We start from the raw sequence: 16,556 nt of genomic DNA, 5'->3' as shown, positions 1-16,556 counted from the left end.
CGCAGAGTATCGCCGCAAAACCTTAACAGGCGCTCAACAGCTGCACTAATCGGGGTAAAGCCGGTGTTCCCCGATCGACAGGACCCGGCCCTCGCTCGGCTCGAGCGAGAACTCGCCCGCCTGGATACGCTCCATCGTCTCGGGCGCGATACGGCTCTCGAGCCCGTTGACCCCGCGTATCCAGGGCGCACCGTCGTCGCGGAAATGATACGAGGACACCTGGACGAACCCGCCCGCGTGCAACAGGAAGAGTATCGCCTGCCGCCCTTCGACGCGGCTGTCGAAATCCGCCACCACCATCACGCAGCCCGCCCCCCCGCCGGGCAGCCGCCGCGCACAGGCCTCTCTCAGACTGCGCCGCTGCGGGGCCGAGAGTCCGTCAAGCGCGCCTTCGGGAAGCGTCGCGCCCGCGGGTTGCACCGGGATCAGCCCGTCAAGGCCCGGAGCCGTGTCCCCGTCCGCCTCGAGCTCGAACTGGTAGCGATACTCGACATTCCGCGCGTGCCCGATAAGCGCGAGGATCCGCTCATGCTGCGGGTGCGCCTCCATGGCGCGAAGCTGCGCGAGCGCGCGCTTTCCGGGGCGACCCCACTCATGCGTGAACTCCCATATGGGAAGGGATTCAGGCGCCGCCCCACGCTCCGCGCGGGCAAGCTGGCTCGCCGCGCTCATCCGTTCGGGGTTCAGCACGGGCGTCAGCCAGAGCGCCGCGACCGCGATCGTCACCAGCGCCAGCCCCAGATTGACCCGCCGCATCCGCGCCATCCACCCCGCGCGCAGCACCACCGACCCGGCGTAGCCCAGCGCATAGGCAAGGATGACGAGCGCGACGGTCATCGCGGCGATCCGGTCCGGGGTGAGACCGTATTGCCCGATCCGCACCGCCACGGCATAGACGGCGAGCGAGGCCGGCACCACGATCAGCACCGAAAGCACCTGCGCCGACCGACGCAGGATGCGCCCTTCCGCCTCGGCGCCCGCGTCCCGGTGCAACACTGCGCTGATCAGCGTCACGGCGGCGAGGGTCACACCCGCGAGCGTCGCCGCGGGCGAAAGAGTGCCGAAAAGCCCCGAAAGCCCCTGGATCGGCAGGGCGAGGATGAACACCACCAGAACGATCAGCAGCAGCGGCAGGAGGACGCGGAGAAGCTGGATGAAGAGAAAGGCCGAGATGTAATCCCGAAGCTCGTGGACGATGGCAAGGCCGAGGCCCAGCGCGATCCCGCTGATGAGCCACGGCACCGGATCGAGCTCGATCAGGTCCTCGATCACCGTCACGCCGACAAGGCTCAGAAGCGCATCGGAGAGCAGCAGCACGGCCCACACGACACCCACGAAGAGGCCCGCCGCCGAATATCGCACGACGATGCTCCAGGCGGTGTCGAAAAGAAGCGGATAGCGCCGCCATCCCCCCTCGACCTCGAGCGCGGAAGCAAGGAACGGCGCCGCGATGGCCAGAAGCAAGCCCAGCGCCCCGACTGCATGTCCGCTTTCCAGGTAGCGTTCCGGCTCGTCGAAGCGAAAGCTCGCCCAGACGAAAAGCGCCGTCGCCGGCAGGGCCAGCGCACCGGCGGCGCTCGCCGCGCGCCTCAGCGGCTGCGGTCCCAGAAGCGCCAGAAGCACCGCAAAGAAGCTCGCTCCCACCGTGGCCAGCAGCAGCACGAGCCGACGGTTCGATACCATCTCCGGCACGAGATCGAACAGCAGGTAGAGCGCGACGCCCGCGACGGCACCCACCACGGCAAGCGAGAGGCGATCGGCGACATTTTCTTCGGGCCGCGTGCTCATGGGCCATCCCTCCGCTTCATGTGCCGGGCAATCTAGGCCGCGATGGGGCGAGGCGCAACGACACCCTGCGGCACCTCCCCGAACCGCCCGGCCGGCGGCTCACCGCCCCGTGCGCAGGCAGACCTCAGTCGTCCCCGACCGGCACGTCCGGCAGGTCGTAATAGTCGCCCTTGTTCCGGGTGCAGATCTGCGACGTCATCCGAAGACCGGTCGCCCCGTCGAGCGTGCCTGCGAATATCGAAAAGCGCGCTTCACCATCCGGGGCCCAGAAAAGGCTGCTGCCGCATGTCGCGCAGAAACCCCGCCGCGCGGTGGTGGAGGCGCGGTACCACGTCACCTCCCCCGAGATCGCCAGGTCATCCGCCGCGGCGGAGGTGGCGGCGACGTAGTGCCCGCTCGTCTTCCGGCACTGGGTGCAGTGGCACGCCACGACCTCCCGCAACGGCCCATCCACCCGGTATGTGACCTGTCCGCAAAGACAGCTTCCGCGCTTGCCGCCCATCTCGAACGCCCTCAGAAATCGGTCGGCGCGCCGCCCTCGGCCTTGCGCCGGGCAACGAAGGCCAGAAGCTCCTCGTGGCGTGCCTCGTCCATCGGCGGCGCCTCGAAGCTCGCGATGATGTCGCGGAACATCTGGTGCGCGCGCTGCGCGGTCCAGACACCGCCCGCGGCCTCCCACGCCTCGAAGTTCCGCCAATCGCTCAGGAACGGTTGGTAGAACGCGGTGGTATAGCGATCCTGCGTGTGCTGAATGCCGAAGAAATGCCCCTTGTCGCCCACTTCGCGGATCGCGTCGATGGCGATTTCGTCGGGCCCGGTCGCGGTCAGCGCCGGGTCCATGTAGCGTTGGATATGCTGCAATATCTCGCAATCCATGACGAGTTTCTCCGGGCTCGCGATCAGTCCGCCCTCGAGCCAGCCGGCGGCGTGATAGACCATGTGCGCGCCGGCCTGCACCGCCGACCAGAGGCTGTTGGAGGTCTCCCACGTCGCCTGAGCGTCCGGGACATTTGCCGCGCAGACGCCGCTTGCCCGCATCGGCAGGCCGTAGAACCGCGCGAGTTGCCCTGTCATCTGCGTGGCGCGCATGTATTCCGGCGTGCCGAAGGCGGGGGCCCCCGATTTCATGTCCACGTTCGAGGTGAAAGTGCCGATCGCCACCGGGGCGCCCGGCCGCACCAGTTGGGCCAGCACCACCGCGACCAGCGCCTCGGCGATGCTTTGCGCAACCGCGCCCGCCATGGTCACGGGGGCCATCGCCCCGGCCAGCGTGAAGGGCGTCACGATCAGCGCCTGGTTGCGTCGCGCCATCCGCATCCAGCCGTCCAGCATCGGCAGGTCGTGCTTGAGCGGCGAGGTCGAATTGATGTTGGCGAAAAGCTTCGGACCTTCCTCGAACTCCTCGTGGCTGTGACCGCCGGCGATGCGCACCATCTCCATCACGTCCTCGACGCGCTCGCGGCCCAGGCAATAGGCGTGAGTCACCTTGTCGGTCAGCGTTAGCTTGTCGTAGAGCACATCGAGATGCCGGATGCCGGGGTGGATGTCCTGCGGCTCCACCGGATAGCCGCCGGTGAAATGGATGCAGTTGAAATACTGGCTCAGCTTCAGGAGGTTCGCGCACATCTCGCGCGTGCCCGTCACCTTCTTGCCAAGGCTCATGTCCCAGTAGCTCGGCGGCGAAGACACGTTGCCGAAGTTGAGATGCCGGCCGCCGATCGTGATGGCGCGATCGGGGTTGCGTGGCGTGATCGTCCACTCGCTCGGGGCAAGCTTGATCTGCTCCATCACGAAATCGCGCTCCATCCTCAGGTTCTCGCCGTCGATGATGCACCCCGTGGAGTTCCGGAAAATCTCGAGCGCCTCGGGATTCAGGATCTCGATGCCGATCTCCTCTAGGATACGCATGGCGCCCTGATGTATGGCTTCGACGCCCTCGGGATCGAGCGGCTCGGTCGGGCGGTCGATGTTGAGCGGCGGATTCCATGGCATCTGCTCGATCGTCGCCGTCCCGCGCCGCTCGGCGTTGCCAGCGTGCCCTCCGCCCCGTTTCCTGCGTGCGCCACTCTGGACCATCTCCGCTCTCCTCACCGCGTTGCGAGTCCAGAGAACACCAGCTCACCGCCGCCGTAGCGCGGTTTTGCGACAGGATATGTCGTGTTTTCACCTTGGCGCGCGGGCGGCGCTGATCCGGCTATGGCCCGCCGATCCGCGGCGCGCGTCTACGCCGGCGCGACTGCGTGCCGATGTAGACGGCCAGCACCATCACCACGAACGCCCCCCCGATCAGCATCCGCGCGGTCGGTGCCTCGCCGACCCCCACCCATACCCAAAGCGGGCCAAGCACCGTCTCGAGCAGCATCAGGAGGCTCACATTCGCCGCCGCCGTGTGCCGCGATGCAAAGGACAGGAGCGTGAAGGACACCGGCAGGACCACGAGCCCCGTCGTCATCATCGCCCAGGGCTCGCCCTGCATCATCTGCTCCGGCCCGGTGACGAGCGTGAAGACCACCCCCGCCGTCAGTGCCCCGCCCCCGATGGCAAGCGGGATCGGTATCCCGGGATTCGCGCGCAGGATGACGAAATTGAGCGCGAGCACCATCGCCACCCCCACCCCCAGCAGCGCGCCAAGCGCCGAAGTGGTGTCGAGCGTCACGCCCGCGCCCCCCGCCTGCTCGGACACGGCATAGACGATGCCCGCCATCACCGCCGCGATGGCCAGCCACGTCGCGGCCCGCGTCCGCTCGCCCATGATGAGCCAGCCCAGCACCGCCGCGCAGACCGGGACCGTCGCGATGCCCAGAAGCACCACCGCCGCCGGTGCGATCGCGATGCCGGTGCAGAACAGAAGCGAGTTTAGGAACTGGCAGGCCATCACGCCCGCGCCCGCCCGGCTGGCCAGCGCGCGGGCATCGGCCGCCCGGCCGCGCGACAGGATCGCCCACCCGGCCACCATCACCGACCCCATGCAAAGCCCGCGCCACGCGACCATCTGCAACCCGTCCATCCCCGACAGGCGCATCAGCATCGCGTCGGGCGTCAGGATCAGCGTCCCGACAAGCGCCATCCACAGCCCGAGGCGCGACCCCGCGCTCACCGGTCGAGCCATGCCGGCAGATGGCCGATATCCGGCAACACCACGTCCGCATGGGGCGCCAGCTCGCCTCGCGTGGCGGTCCCGGTCAGCACCCCCACCGTGCGCATCCCCGCCGCGCGGCCCGAATGCAGGTCATGGAGGCTGTCGCCCACCATGGCCACCCGCGCGGGCGCGACGCCCACGGCGCGCGCAAAGGCCAGCAGCGGGTCGGGATCGGGCTTGGCCCCGTGCCCGCTGTCGAACCCGGCGACGAAATCGAACCTGTCCGCGACGTCCGCCCCGCCCAGATGCGCCCAGGCGCCCTCTTCGGTGTCATTCGTCATGACGCCAAGGCGCAGCCCGCGCGCCTTCAGCCCATCGAGAAGCGCGCCGAGCGGCACCGCCTCGACCTGCGGGATCCTCGACGCCGTCATCGCGAGATAGGTCTCGAGATCCTCCGTCGCTTCCCGGCCCAGGCCCTTCGCGACGATCCGCGTGGCCTCCCGGTGGGTGCAGGCGACGATGGGGCTTTCGGCGCGGAACCTTCCCGCCTCGAGGTCGAACGCCATCTCCCGCGCCAGCGCCGCCTCGCGCGCGGGCACCCCTCCGGCCAGGTCCCGGATGATCTCTCCCGCCCAGGTGCTCCACGTCGCGTGGAAGTCGAAGAGCGTGCCGTCCTTGTCGAAGACGACCGCCTCTATCGGGGTGGCGGCGCGGTCCTCAGGTCCACTCGACATGCGCACCCCCCGGCAGGGCGCGGCGCGCCCGAAGCACCGCCTCGGGCGCATGGCCGGTATCCCGCGCGAATCCGAGAACCCACGCGTCGTCCAGCATCACGAAATCGAGCACCGCCGCGAGGAACGAGGGATCCGTGGCACCCGCGCGCAGGTCATCCTCGGAGGCGCCGGTCGATCCCAGGAAGACCGGCAGAAGCTCATCATTGCCCACCAGCCATGCCAGCGCTTCGAGCCCCAGGGTGTCGGCGGATTTCGGCTCATCTGATCGCATCGTAAAGACCTTGGAAAGGATTTCTTAACCCCTCGCATGGATAGTCGAGACAAACAAAAGGGCAAGTCAGAAAGGCGAGCCGTCGATGCCAGGGAAGATTCTCATCGCCGATCCGGTGGCCACCAACAGGATCATCCTGAAGGTGAAGCTCTCGGCGGGGCATTTCGACGTGTCCCAGGCGGGCACGGCGGCCGATACGATGCGCCTTGCGCGCGACATCTCGCCCGATCTCATTTTGATCAGCAACGCGCTGCCCGACCGCGACGCGGCGGGGCTGATCGACGCGCTGCGCGCGCGGCCCGACCTGCCCGACATTCCCATCGCGGTCCTGCTCGACGGGGGCGCCGACGCGGCGGCGGACGCGGACCTGCGCGCACGTCTCTTGGCGCGTGCCGACGCGGTGATCACCCGGCCCTTCCACGATGCACTCCTGCTTGCGCGGTTGCGCGGCCTGCTTTTCCGCCGCAACAGCCTGCGCGACTTGCGGCAACAGGCCACCACCGGCACCGCGGGCTTCGCCGAGGAGCCGGCGGCGCTCGACCGGCCCGGCCACATCGCTCTCGTCGCACCCGAAGGCGCCCCCGGCTCGATCCTGATGCGTGGGCTCGAGGGCCGGCTGTCCCACCGGCTGCGCCTCGTCGATGCCACCCGCCCCTTTCCCGCCCTCTCGCGCGCGCCGCGTCCCGACGCGCTTCTGCTGCACCTGGCCGACCTGCCGCACGGTGACGCCCTGCGCCTCCTGGCCGAGCTTCGGGCGGCACCCGACACGCGGCAGGCCGCTGTCCTCGCCCTTCTCGACACCGAGGACGAGGAGACGGCGGCGCAGCTGCTCGACGCGGGGCTCGACGACGTGATGCTGGGGCCGGTCGCGCCCGACCACATCGCCCTGCGTCTCGACCGGCTCGTGCGGCAGGCGCAGACCGCACATGTTCTGCGCACGCGGCTGCGCGACGGGCTGCGCGCCTCGATCACCGATCCGCTGACCGGGCTCTACAACCGGCGCTTCGCGCTGCCCTTCCTCCAACGTCTCTGCGAAGGGCGAACGGACGATCGCGGCGGCCCTCCCTTCGCGGTCATGCTGGCCGATCTCGACCATTTCAAGCGTATCAACGACCGCTACGGGCACGCGGCCGGCGACGAGGTTCTCGCGCAGGTCTCCGATCTGCTGCTCGGCAGCCTCCGGCACGAGGATGTCGTCGCACGCATCGGCGGTGAGGAATTCCTCGTCATCTGTCCCGGTCTCGAGGCTTCCGCCGCCCGCATGGCGGCCGACCGTCTGTGCCGCCGCGTGGCCGAGATACCGATGCGCGTGACCGGTGAGCCTCAATCGGTTCCCGTGACGATTTCGGTGGGTGTCGTCATGGGCGGCGCCCGGACCGGCGCCGCCGGCGGGGCCGAGGCCCTGCTGGCCCAGGCAGATCGCGCGCTCTACGCCTCCAAGGCGCAGGGGCGCAACACCGTCACCTTCCAAAGCACGCGACCCGCCGCCTGATCAAACGGCGCGGTCAGTGCCCGTTTCTGCCGCGGCCTGCGTGATGTGCCTCCACCCTCTCCGCGAACGCTGCGCGCTCGGCGTCGCTCATCTGCGAAAGGCGCTCGATCAGGAGACGCTGTCCGACCGCGAGGTCTCGCTCGAAGAAGGCGCGATGCGCCTCCATCGCGCGGCTCAGCGCGTCCGCGTCGAACGGCACCTGTCTCACCGCCGCCATCACCGCGTCGAACGACTCCGTCCGTGCGGCGCGCGTGGCGCCCGCCGCGCGTCGCTCCGCCCTCAACGCGCGCGCGATCTCGCGCCGGTCCTCGGGTTCCAGCGCGCGGGTCAGCGGCCCGCCGGCCACCGCCTTGCCACCATGCCCGCCCCCGGCACCGCCCCGCATCCAGAGCGCGCCACCGATCGCCCCGGCCACCGCGAGGTTGAGCGCGAGCGACGCGGTCAGAAGCACCCCCAGCCAGCGTTTCGTCCGGCCATTCCCTGCCGTCTTCGTCATCAGAACGCTCCTTCCAGGTTCGCGAACGCGTCGCCCGCGCCGATTTCGAGCGTGAGGCCGTCGGTATCCCCGTACCCCAGAAGCGCGGCCACCGCGTCCGCTCCGCCGGGCTGTGCCAGCCCCACCCACACGCCCGCGATCGCGGCCAGGGTCAGCGTCGCGAAGGCCGGTGCGCCGCCCATGGCCGCCGCAATGGCCCGCAGCCGCTCCCACGCGCGCCGCGACAGCGGTCGCCGCGTCTCCATTTCGCGCATGGCGTCGGCCATCACCCGGCCCCGCAGAGCCGCATCGGGCCGTTCAGACCTCTCCCGTGCCGCGGCGAAGAAGGGGTCCAACCCGGCCGCCTCGTGCCGCTTTTCCGTGTCATGTTCACTCATCGTCCAACCCCAATGCCTCGCGTTTATCCGTCAGATCCGCAGCCAGCGCACGCTTGCCCCGCGCGATCAGGCTTTCTATCGCCTCGATGCTCGTCTCCATGATGCGCGCGATCTCGCCATTGCCCAAACCCTCGATATGCCGCAGCACCACGGCCTCGCGCTGTCGCTCCGGCAATCGCATCAGCGCGGCTTGCAGGGCGGCCGCGCGATCCTCCGCCTCCATACGCGCCACGACCGTGGGTGCGCCGTCCCGCGGTTCGGGCGCGGCCTCCAGCGCCACCTCGCGCGCCCGCCGCGTCCTGTCCGCGCAGAGATTGGCCACCACGCGGTAGAGCCAGGTCGACACGCGGGCGCCGCCCGGCTCCCACTCCGGCGCCTTGCGCCAAAGCCGCAGCATCGCCTCTTGCGCCACGTCCTCCGCCTCGGCCCTTTGCCCCAGCAGACGGGCCGCATGCGCCAGAACGCGCGGCAGATGACGGTCGGTCAGCAGCCGCGCGGCGGCCACGTCCCCGGCGGCGAAGGCCGCGAGCAACGCGTCGTCATCCGTTCCGCCCGGTTCGTCGCTCGCACCCGTCACCATGCTCTCGCGGCCCGTTTCCATCCTGCCGGCAAGGCGGCCACGGAGCGGGGAGACCATGCTCCCCGCCGCCGCGCCGCCTTCCCGCGTCACTCGCCTTGCGACTTGTCGGCCTTCTTGCCGTGCCGCTTCTTCATCTGCGCCTTCATCGCGTCGAACTCCGCCTTCGAGATCGCACCGTCGCCATCGCCGTCGGCGCGCATCATGTGATCGCCCCCCCGGCGCGCCTCCATCTCGGCCTTGCTCACCGCACCATCGCCATCCGTGTCCAGCCGCTCCAGCATGCGCGCGGCGCGGCGCTCGGCACGGGCCTTCATCCGGGCTTCGAGCTCGGCCGCACTCAGCTTGCCGTCGCCGTCGCTGTCGACCTCGGCAAAGCGCGCATCGCGATGCGCCTGCATCTCGGCGCGGGTGATCTTGCCATCGCCATCGGCGTCCAGCGCCTCGAAGGTCGGCCGCTCGCCGCCCGGTCCCGCCTGTGCCGTCCCGGCATATCCCAGGCTCACCGCGGTCGCCAGAAGGATCATCCGGCCGATATTGGACTTCGTTGCATTGCTCGTCATGTCTCAAGTCTCCGTCTTTTGCATTCGGGTTGAAACACCGGCCTCTTGTCCGATGTCCCTCCTTACACGCACCCGGCCCCGGTTTCCGTCGCCACCCGCGCGGAAAATCCCTCACCGCGCGACATCCCGCCGCAAGAGGGCCCTCGAGCCTTCCTATTTTCGCCCGTTTCGACCACATTGCGCCGAAATCGCAACGAGGATTCCATGGCAGACGACACGATCGCCGTCACGACCGCTCCCGCCGCCCCCGAAGAGGACCGTCCGCTCGGCGCGGCGCTCTGGTGCGGCTTCCGGCGCAAATGCCCCAATTGCGGCTCGGGACCGATGTTCCGAAGCTATCTCAAGGTGCGCGACGCCTGCCCCGTCTGCCGGCAGGACCTCACCCCGCAGCGCGCCGATGACGGGCCGGCCTATCTCACGATCCTCCTCGTGGGGCACATCATGGCACCCCTCCTGCACGTCATGTTCGTGCAGTTCCGCCCCGATCCGCTCGTCCTCGCCACGACCTTCACCATTGGCTGCGTCGGCCTTTCGCTCTACCTTCTGCCACGATTGAAGGGCGCGGTCGTCGCGTTCCAGTGGGCCCGACGCATGCACGGGTTCGGACGCGACGGCGACTGACGGCACAGCGCGCCCGCCCACGAAACCCGAGGACGCGATGACAGCCCCCACGCCCCCCGTCGACAAGACCGCGCTGCGCGATGCGGCCACCGTCATCGTCCTGCGCGATGCCGCGACCGAGCCGCGCGTGCTGATGGGCCAGCGCGGCTCGGCGGCGGCCTTCATGCCCAGCAAGTTCGTCTTCCCGGGTGGCGCCGTCGACGCCGAGGATGCCGATGTCCCCCTCGCCCGGCCGCTCCCCGATCTCTGCGCGGAACGCCTGCGCGAGGACTGCGCGCGCGATCTCTCCCGCGTGCTCCCGGTCACGGCCATCCGCGAACTTTGGGAGGAGACCGGCCTCATCCTCGGCACGCCCGGCACGTGGCCCGGCACACCCGCCCCCGACTGGCGCGACTATGCCCGCCGCGGCCACCTTCCCAGCGCGCACGCGCTGCGCTTCTTCTTCCGCGCCATCACGCCGCCGGGCCGGCCCCGCCGCTTCGACGCGCGCTTCTTCGTGGTGGACGCGTCCGAGATCACCGGCGACCTCGACGATTTCTCGGCCGCCAGCGACGAGCTCAGCCACCTGCAATGGGTGCCGCTCTCCCGCGTGCGCGAGATCGACCTGCCCTTCATCACCGAGGTCGTGCTGGCCGAACTGGCCGACTACGCGCGAAACCCCGCGCCGCCCGCTTCCGTGCCCTTTTTCCGCAACGATGACGAGGAAAGCCTCTTCCTGCGTTTGCGCGGCCACGCCCCCGGCGCGGCGGACTGACCGCGCGGCGCCATCCGGCCTACCGCTTCTCCCAGAGCGGATGCGGCACCGGATCCTTGGCGCGCAGGAAGTACTTGCGGAAAATCTCGCCGTAGGAGCCGTAGCGATACCCGTCATTTCGGCGCAGATACTTCTCGGGATCGGCCTCGTAGACGTCCCAAAGCCGATACCACGCGACGCGCGGATGCATGTGATGAACGACGTGCAGGTTGTTGTTCAGAAAGAGGAAGGCCAGAATCCCCCGGTCCTCGATCACCACGGTCCGGCCGCTGGCGCGCTCATGCGCACGATGTTCGAGGAACGTGCGGATCTTGAGGACCGACATCGCCCCGTAACACGCCACGAGATAAGCCCATATCGGCATCGGCGTCCACGCGACCCACGCCAGCACGAGACCCGCCGCCGGACCATGCCAGAGCCAACCGCGCAACACCCCTGCGTCGCCGCTGCGGATGGCGCGCCAGTCATCGCGCAGGAAACTCGCCAGCGCCACCGCCGGCCCCACGATCAACCGGCCCAGGAGCGTGTTGTTGAAACTCAGCACCGCCCTGAACCAGCGCGGCAACCGCGCCCAGACCGCCGGATCGTGAAAGTTCGATTCCGGGTCGTCGTAAGGGTCGGTCAGGACGCTGTCCACGTGATGCGCAAGGTGCTGATCCTTGAACCGCAGGTAGGGGATCGCGATGATGAGACAGGGAAAAAGCAAGGCCGCGTTGAGGCGCGCGCTGCGCGTGGGATGGCCATGGACCGCCTCGTGGGTCAGCGACGAATGCAGCGCCACCAGCGGCACCAGGAGCAGCGTCGCCAGCGCAAGCGAGATCGTGCTGAGCGAAAGCGTTGTCAGCACGAAGGCGCCATAGACCCCGGCCAGAAGCGCCACGGTCGGCCACTCGACCGCGCGCTCCATCTCGCGCGCGTCGCGCAGGATATGCTCGAGCCCCGAGAAGGCGGATTGCTCGACCGCTTCCGTCATCGCCGCGGTTCCATTCTTCATCGCGCCGTCACACGGCGCATCGGTTGGATGTGTCATGATGTTCCCGTTCTTCCCCGCGAAGAAGCCTACGTCACGCGACATGTCCCGAGCAGTCAGAATGTGGTTAACATTACCCTCGTTTGTTGATTTTTATAATCTTCTGCTGCTTTAATTCATCTCTCCAATGCGCTGGACCCATTGAACCCGCCGGGTGAATTTGGCCGTTTTGCATGTCAGGACGTGCTGTCGCCGCGTCTCGCGAGCTGCGAAAGCAGTTAACTTCTGACCACCATGGTGATATTAATCATCATATGAATGAGAAAATGGACAAACGTGCCCGCGCGCGGCTCTTCCGGTCCCGGCTCCGCGAGGCGATGGCCGAACGAAGCATGTCCCAGAGCGCGCTCGCGCGACAGATCGGCGTCGACCGCTCCACCGTGTCGCAACTTCTCGGAGGCGACGGCGCACGGCTCCCCAATGCCTAGGTGGTCGGAGAATGCGCCGCGGCCCTCGGGATTTCCGCCGACTGGCTCCTCGGTCTTACCGACCGGCCCGAGACCGCCGCCGATATCCTCGCCCATTCCCTGACTCTTACCCGCGCCCGCCGCGCGGCGGCGGACGAACAGATCTTCCGCTGGCACCAGGAGGCCGAGGGCTACAAGATCCGCCACGTTCCGGCGGGTCTGCCCGACATGCTCAAGACGCGCGAGGTGCTGGAATGGGAATACGCTCCCCACCTCGGCCGCTCCATCGATCAGGCCGTCGGCGCGTCACAGGATCGCATGGGCTGGATCAGGCGCACGCAATCCGATTACGAGATCGCCATGCCCCTTTACGAGATTCATTCCTTCGTGCGCGGCGAAGGATACTACACCGGCCTCTCGCGCGATCTGCGCGACGCGCAGGTGCAGCAGTTCATAACCGAGACGGAACAGCTCTATCCGCGTCTGCGCATCACGCTCTTCGACGCGCGCCGGCTCTACTCGGCGCCGGTCACGATCTTCGGCCCGCTTCTGGGCGCGATCTACATGGGACAATCCTACATCGTCTTTCGCGATACCGAGCGTGTGCGCGCCCTCACCGACCATTTCGACCACCTGGTGCGCGAGGCCCATGTCACGGCGCGTGGCTTTGCCGACCATCTGCGCGCCATCTGGACCGGAACCTCCTGAATCGCACCGACGCGATACCGACGTGGATACCGACGTAGATACCGACGTCCCGTTCCGCGTCCTTACCTCCCGTTAAGCGGCCACTGGCGACGCCGCGAAGCAAGGGGGCCACCGCACCGCGCGCAGCCTTGACTTTCGCTTCAATAGGGCATCGGATGCGCTTCGTGAACGCGGTCCAGTTCCTCCATCACGTCCTCGCTCAGCACCAGGTCCTTGCCCGCGATCACGTGCTCGAGCTGCGCGTTCGTCGTCGCGCCGAAGATCGACGACGCAACGAAAGGCCGCTGCATCGTCCAGGCCAGCGCCATGTGAACCGGGTCGAGCCCCGCCTCGCGCGCCACGCCCAGATAGGCATCGACCGCCTCGAAGGCCCGCGCCGTCTTGCGGCCGCCGAGATTGTCCACGAAGGTCATCCGCGAGCCTTCGGGCACCTTCCCGTCCTGGTATTTCCCCGTCAGCAATCCCGCCGCAAGGGGTGAGAACGGCAAGAGCCCGACATCCTCGTTGACGCTCAACTCGGCCATGTCCGTATCGTAGAGCCGGCACATCAGCGAGTACTCGTTCTGCACCGTCGCCACCCGCGGCCCATGCCCCGCCTCGGCAAGGCGCAGCCATTCCGACGTGCCCCACGCGCTCTCGTTCGAAAGACCGAAGGCCCGTATCGTCCCGCGGTCCACCTCCCTGGCAAGCGCGCCCAACGCATCCTCCATGTGCTGCCGCGTGGCCTCGCGGTCCTGCTCCCAAGGGCGGAACCTCCAGTTCTTGCGAAACATGTAGCTGCCGCGATTGGGCCAGTGGAACTGGTAGAGGTCGATCCGGTCGGTCGCCAGGCGCCGGAGCGATCCCTCGATCGCGTCGGGGATCGTGGCCGACGAAATGGGCGCCCCGTCGCGCGCGCCCTTGAACCCCTCGCCCGAGTGTTTCGTGGCGATCACCACCTCGTCACGTCGCCCGCTCGCCCTGATCCAGTCGCCGATGATCTCTTCCGAGCGGCCCGTCGTCTCGGGGCGGGTCGGGTTCACGGGGTACATCTCGGCGGTGTCGAGGAAGTCGATCCCCGCATCGAGCGCGCGGTCGATCTGGGCATGGGCATCCGCCGGATCGGTCTGCGTCCCGTAGGTCATGGTCCCGAGGCAGAGCGCGCTCACCTCGATGCCCGTGCGGCCCAGTTCGTTCCGTTTCATCGTCGTTCACCTTTTCTCCGCTCCCCGTTCGCGGCAGACCCTACCCGGATGCGCGGCGGATGGAAGACCCCATGTCGGACGACGCATTTGCGACCGCATTTTGTCGATTTCTCACGGGTATTCCCCACCCGCTCTGACATGGTGCGGCCATCATGCGCATGATCATTTCCTTCGCCGCCCTCTTTCTTTCGGTCATCCTTCTTCAGCTCTCCTCGGGTGGCGTGGGACCGCTTGACGCGCTTTCGGGCCTGGCGCTCGATTTCACCACCGAAGAGATCGGCCTTCTGGGCTCGGCGCATTTTCTCGGGTTCTTCGTCGGGTGCTGGTGGGCGCCGCGCCTTATGGGCAGCATCGGCCACTCGCGCGCCTTCGCGGCGTTCACCGCGACAGGGGCGATCGGGCTCATGTCCCACATGATCATCGTGGATCCGACCGCGTGGCTGCTGATGCGCATGGCCACCGGGCTTTGCGTTGCGGGGTGCTACACGATCATCGAGGCCTGGCTCCAGGCCACGCTCACGAACGAGACGCGCGGCCGCGCGATGGGCACCTATCGCGTCGCCGACATGGGCGCGTCGCTGATGGCGCAGATGCTCATCTCGGTGCTCGAGCCGGCCTCCTACGTCTCCTACAACCTGCTCGCCATTCTCTGTTGCGCGTCGCTTCTCCCGCTCACCCTCACCCGCCGCCGGCAACCCGAAACACCGACCGCGCCGCGCTTGCGCCCCATGCTTGCGATCCGCTGCTCGCCGCTTGCCGCCGCGGGCGTGGTCGTGGCGGCCCTGTCGAGCGCGACCTTCCGCATGGTGGGCCCGCTCTACGGTGAACAGGTGGGCCTCGCCGTCGACCAGATCGCGTGGTTCCTCGCGAGCTTCGTGCTGGGCGGGGCGGTGGCGCAATACCCGGCCGGCTGGCTCGCGGACAAGTTCGACCGCCGGGCGGTGCTGATCGGCTTCTCGGTCGCCGCGATCCTCAGCTGCCTCGGCACAGCGCTCGTCACCGGCCTCGACACATCGGGCGTGATGCTCACCGCCTTTCTTTTCGGGCTCACGTCCTTCCCCATCTTCTCGATCTCGGCAGCCCATGCCAACGACTTCGCAAGCAGCGCCGAGCGGGTCGAGCTTTCGGCCGCGCTGATGTTCTTCTACGCTCTGGGTGCCATTGCGGCACCCTACTTCGCCGCGGCGTTGATAGACGGGTATGGACCACAGGCGATGTTCTACATGATCGCGGTGGGCCACCTCGCGCTCATCATCTTCGGGATCGTCCGCGCCCGTGTCCGGCCCACGCGCACCGACCGGACGCGCTATGTCTGGTCGCCACGCACGAGCTTCATCATCGGCCGCCTCACGCGTCAGAGTCGGGACAAGTCCACGCGGTAGTGCGCGCTTTCCTCGGGCATGGCGCGGCCATGGGCAGAGTCACTTGCATAGCCCGCCGGTGACACAGCGACATCGCTCGCCAGCACTTTCACCGGGCTTCGGCGCCCTCTCCATTCGCCGCCGCTCGCGCCTCCTCGCGGGCGAGCCGCGCGTCGGCCAGCGGGCCCTCGCCATCCTTCCAACGGCGATGGATCCATAGCCACTGATCCATGTTCTGGCGAACCCGCGCCTCCAGACGATCGTTGAACTCCTGCAACATCACCTTGGGATCGCCGGGCGCTATGGGCTCCTCCACGATCACATCGAAGTCGATCCCGTTGTCGGCCCGCAGGCCCCAGACGGGCACCAGCGGCGCATCGAACTTGAGGGCGAGTTCACCGGTCGTAAGCGAAGTGAGCGCGGGTTTGCCGAAGAAGTCGAGCGGGTAGCCGTCATGCGCGTTGAGATCGGCGAGAATCGCCAGAACGCCGCCGCCGCGCACATGCTTCACCATCTGCACCATCCCACGCTTGCCCTGCTCGAACATCGGCTCGCTCAGCGCGGCCATCGAGGCGATGTAATGCCGGTTGAAATACCGGTTCTTCAGCGGCCGATAGAAGACACCCATGTCGAACCCCTGTTCGATCATGGCGATCCGCGCCGCGTTGAAATTTCCGAAATGACCGGTGACGAAGATGACGGGACGGTTCTCGGCCCGCGCGGCACGGATCGCGGGCAGGCCGGGTCCCGATACGCGCGCTTTCCGCGCCCGTTCGGCGAAGGCGCGGGGCGAATAGAGCTCGGCCATGTTGCGACCTGCATTGTCGGGTACCGCACGCCCCAGGCGCCGGCGTTCTTCCTCGGACAGGTCGGGCAGGACGTGATCGAGGTTTTCGCGCACCCGGCGGGTATATCCGGCCAGCGGCGCCACGACATGCGATGTAAGCCAGCCCATGGTGGGCACGCGAAAGCGATAAGGCAACAGAAGCGCGAGCCCGATGAGCCCGCGCAGCAGAAGGTTCACGAGATATTCGGACAGTCGGGGAAGAAACGGATCCTTCGGGCGGCTCATCGGGTCGTATCCGGCGTTGTGCGTCGCCCTTGGTCATAGGCA

Annotated in this window: 17 protein-coding genes and 1 pseudogene; 5 read left to right on the top strand and 13 right to left on the bottom strand. The window is 68.1% G+C overall.

What is annotated here, in order from left to right:
- Positions 1-45 precede the first annotated feature (45 nt).
- From K1T73_RS05955 to K1T73_RS05930, 6 genes are all read right to left on the bottom strand, one after another.
- The gene (locus K1T73_RS05955) at positions 46-1,788 is read right to left on the bottom strand and encodes a DUF4153 domain-containing protein (protein WP_220603051.1); all 1,743 of its coding nucleotides are present in this window, start codon (positions 1,786-1,788) and stop codon (positions 46-48) included.
- A 124-nt stretch (positions 1,789-1,912) separates the two neighbouring features.
- Complete coding sequence (locus K1T73_RS05950) at positions 1,913-2,290, bottom strand: GFA family protein (protein WP_220603050.1); 378 nt, start codon at positions 2,288-2,290, stop codon at positions 1,913-1,915.
- An 11-nt stretch (positions 2,291-2,301) separates the two neighbouring features.
- The gene (locus K1T73_RS05945) at positions 2,302-3,864 is read right to left on the bottom strand and encodes a trimethylamine methyltransferase family protein (RefSeq protein WP_220603049.1); all 1,563 of its coding nucleotides are present in this window, start codon (positions 3,862-3,864) and stop codon (positions 2,302-2,304) included.
- A 118-nt stretch (positions 3,865-3,982) separates the two neighbouring features.
- Positions 3,983-4,885 carry a DMT family transporter gene (locus K1T73_RS05940; RefSeq protein WP_259400459.1) on the bottom strand — a complete coding sequence of 301 codons (903 nt, stop codon included), beginning with the start codon at positions 4,883-4,885 and terminating at the stop codon, positions 3,983-3,985.
- Positions 4,882-5,601 (bottom strand): HAD family hydrolase, encoded by a 720-nt coding sequence (locus tag K1T73_RS05935; protein WP_220603047.1) that lies wholly within the window; start codon positions 5,599-5,601, stop codon positions 4,882-4,884. Before K1T73_RS05935 ends, K1T73_RS05940 begins: the two co-directional genes overlap by 4 nt.
- Positions 5,585-5,872, bottom strand: coding sequence for a DUF3572 domain-containing protein (locus K1T73_RS05930; protein WP_220603046.1), 288 nt, complete (start codon positions 5,870-5,872; stop codon positions 5,585-5,587). Before K1T73_RS05930 ends, K1T73_RS05935 begins: the two co-directional genes overlap by 17 nt.
- 85 nt (positions 5,873-5,957) lie before the next feature.
- Between K1T73_RS05930 and K1T73_RS05925 the strand changes: the two genes are divergently transcribed.
- Complete coding sequence (locus K1T73_RS05925; RefSeq protein WP_220603045.1) at positions 5,958-7,364, top strand: diguanylate cyclase; 1,407 nt, start codon at positions 5,958-5,960, stop codon at positions 7,362-7,364.
- 13 nt (positions 7,365-7,377) lie between these two features.
- Here K1T73_RS05925 and K1T73_RS05920 read toward each other — a convergent pair whose 3' ends face one another.
- The 4 genes from K1T73_RS05920 to K1T73_RS05905 all read right to left on the bottom strand — a co-directional run bounded on the left by K1T73_RS05920 (position 7,378) and on the right by K1T73_RS05905 (position 9,377).
- On the bottom strand, positions 7,378-7,860 hold the full coding sequence (locus tag K1T73_RS05920; protein WP_220603044.1) for a periplasmic heavy metal sensor: 483 nt from the start codon (positions 7,858-7,860) through the stop codon (positions 7,378-7,380).
- Positions 7,860-8,237 (bottom strand): dihydroorotate dehydrogenase, encoded by a 378-nt coding sequence (locus tag K1T73_RS05915; RefSeq protein WP_220603043.1) that lies wholly within the window; start codon positions 8,235-8,237, stop codon positions 7,860-7,862. The genes K1T73_RS05920 and K1T73_RS05915 overlap by 1 nt, the downstream gene beginning before the upstream one ends.
- Positions 8,230-8,817 (bottom strand): RNA polymerase sigma factor, encoded by a 588-nt coding sequence (locus tag K1T73_RS05910; protein WP_220603632.1) that lies wholly within the window; start codon positions 8,815-8,817, stop codon positions 8,230-8,232. The genes K1T73_RS05915 and K1T73_RS05910 overlap by 8 nt, the downstream gene beginning before the upstream one ends.
- Before the next feature lie 86 nt (positions 8,818-8,903).
- Entirely contained in the window at positions 8,904-9,377 is a 474-nt protein-coding gene (locus K1T73_RS05905) for an EF-hand domain-containing protein (RefSeq protein WP_220603042.1), read from the bottom strand.
- 204 nt (positions 9,378-9,581) lie between these two features.
- Between K1T73_RS05905 and K1T73_RS05900 the strand changes: the two genes are divergently transcribed.
- Together K1T73_RS05900 and K1T73_RS05895 are read left to right on the top strand one after the other, a co-directional pair.
- A complete protein-coding gene (locus K1T73_RS05900) occupies positions 9,582-9,998 on the top strand; it encodes a DUF983 domain-containing protein (protein ID WP_220603041.1) in 417 nt (138 codons plus the stop codon).
- A 37-nt stretch (positions 9,999-10,035) separates the two neighbouring features.
- On the top strand, positions 10,036-10,752 hold the full coding sequence (locus tag K1T73_RS05895) for an NUDIX hydrolase (RefSeq protein WP_220603040.1): 717 nt from the start codon (positions 10,036-10,038) through the stop codon (positions 10,750-10,752).
- A 19-nt stretch (positions 10,753-10,771) separates the two neighbouring features.
- On the opposite strand, the gene K1T73_RS05890 is transcribed toward K1T73_RS05895, so the two are convergent.
- A complete protein-coding gene (locus K1T73_RS05890) occupies positions 10,772-11,659 on the bottom strand; it encodes a fatty acid desaturase (protein ID WP_220603631.1) in 888 nt (295 codons plus the stop codon).
- Between the two features lie 377 nt (positions 11,660-12,036).
- Between K1T73_RS05890 and K1T73_RS05885 the strand changes: the two are divergent.
- A pseudogene (locus tag K1T73_RS05885) lies at positions 12,037-12,897 on the top strand (helix-turn-helix domain-containing protein).
- 140 nt (positions 12,898-13,037) lie between these two features.
- Here K1T73_RS05885 and K1T73_RS05880 read toward each other — a convergent pair.
- Entirely contained in the window at positions 13,038-14,081 is a 1,044-nt protein-coding gene (locus tag K1T73_RS05880) for an aldo/keto reductase (protein ID WP_220603039.1), read from the bottom strand.
- A gap of 152 nt (positions 14,082-14,233) precedes the next feature.
- On the opposite strand from K1T73_RS05880, the gene K1T73_RS05875 reads away from it, so the two are divergent.
- Complete coding sequence (locus K1T73_RS05875; protein WP_220603038.1) at positions 14,234-15,463, top strand: MFS transporter; 1,230 nt, start codon at positions 14,234-14,236, stop codon at positions 15,461-15,463.
- An 88-nt stretch (positions 15,464-15,551) separates the two neighbouring features.
- On the opposite strand, the gene K1T73_RS05870 is transcribed toward K1T73_RS05875, so the two are convergent.
- Positions 15,552-16,514: a lysophospholipid acyltransferase family protein gene (locus K1T73_RS05870; RefSeq protein ID WP_220603037.1), complete on the bottom strand. Its 963-nt coding sequence runs from the start codon at positions 16,512-16,514 to the stop codon at positions 15,552-15,554.
- Between the last annotated feature and the right edge of the window lie 42 nt (positions 16,515-16,556).

Source organism: Roseovarius sp. SCSIO 43702 (genome assembly GCF_019599045.1).
Classification (GTDB): Bacteria; Pseudomonadota; Alphaproteobacteria; order Rhodobacterales; family Rhodobacteraceae; genus Roseovarius.
The sequence above is the reverse complement of the archived record's forward strand: the minus strand, read 5'-3'. Positions and strand labels throughout refer to the sequence as shown.

Coding starts and splice junctions, on each gene's coding strand:
- K1T73_RS05915 (WP_220603043.1), bottom strand. CDS start 8,237: ATGAGTGAACATGACACGGAAAAGCGGCACGAGGCGGCCGGGTTGGAC.
- K1T73_RS05895 (WP_220603040.1), top strand. CDS start 10,036: ATGACAGCCCCCACGCCCCCCGTCGACAAGACCGCGCTGCGCGATGCG.
- K1T73_RS05870 (WP_220603037.1), bottom strand. CDS start 16,514: ATGAGCCGCCCGAAGGATCCGTTTCTTCCCCGACTGTCCGAATATCTC.
- K1T73_RS05950 (WP_220603050.1), bottom strand. CDS start 2,290: ATGGGCGGCAAGCGCGGAAGCTGTCTTTGCGGACAGGTCACATACCGG.
- K1T73_RS05875 (WP_220603038.1), top strand. CDS start 14,234: ATGCGCATGATCATTTCCTTCGCCGCCCTCTTTCTTTCGGTCATCCTT.
- K1T73_RS05930 (WP_220603046.1), bottom strand. CDS start 5,872: ATGCGATCAGATGAGCCGAAATCCGCCGACACCCTGGGGCTCGAAGCG.
- K1T73_RS05920 (WP_220603044.1), bottom strand. CDS start 7,860: ATGACGAAGACGGCAGGGAATGGCCGGACGAAACGCTGGCTGGGGGTG.
- K1T73_RS05945 (WP_220603049.1), bottom strand. CDS start 3,864: ATGGTCCAGAGTGGCGCACGCAGGAAACGGGGCGGAGGGCACGCTGGC.
- K1T73_RS05905 (WP_220603042.1), bottom strand. CDS start 9,377: ATGACGAGCAATGCAACGAAGTCCAATATCGGCCGGATGATCCTTCTG.
- K1T73_RS05890 (WP_220603631.1), bottom strand. CDS start 11,659: ATGGAGCGCGCGGTCGAGTGGCCGACCGTGGCGCTTCTGGCCGGGGTC.
- K1T73_RS05955 (WP_220603051.1), bottom strand. CDS start 1,788: ATGAGCACGCGGCCCGAAGAAAATGTCGCCGATCGCCTCTCGCTTGCC.
- K1T73_RS05900 (WP_220603041.1), top strand. CDS start 9,582: ATGGCAGACGACACGATCGCCGTCACGACCGCTCCCGCCGCCCCCGAA.
- K1T73_RS05925 (WP_220603045.1), top strand. CDS start 5,958: ATGCCAGGGAAGATTCTCATCGCCGATCCGGTGGCCACCAACAGGATC.
- K1T73_RS05910 (WP_220603632.1), bottom strand. CDS start 8,817: ATGGTGACGGGTGCGAGCGACGAACCGGGCGGAACGGATGACGACGCG.
- K1T73_RS05935 (WP_220603047.1), bottom strand. CDS start 5,601: ATGTCGAGTGGACCTGAGGACCGCGCCGCCACCCCGATAGAGGCGGTC.
- K1T73_RS05880 (WP_220603039.1), bottom strand. CDS start 14,081: ATGAAACGGAACGAACTGGGCCGCACGGGCATCGAGGTGAGCGCGCTC.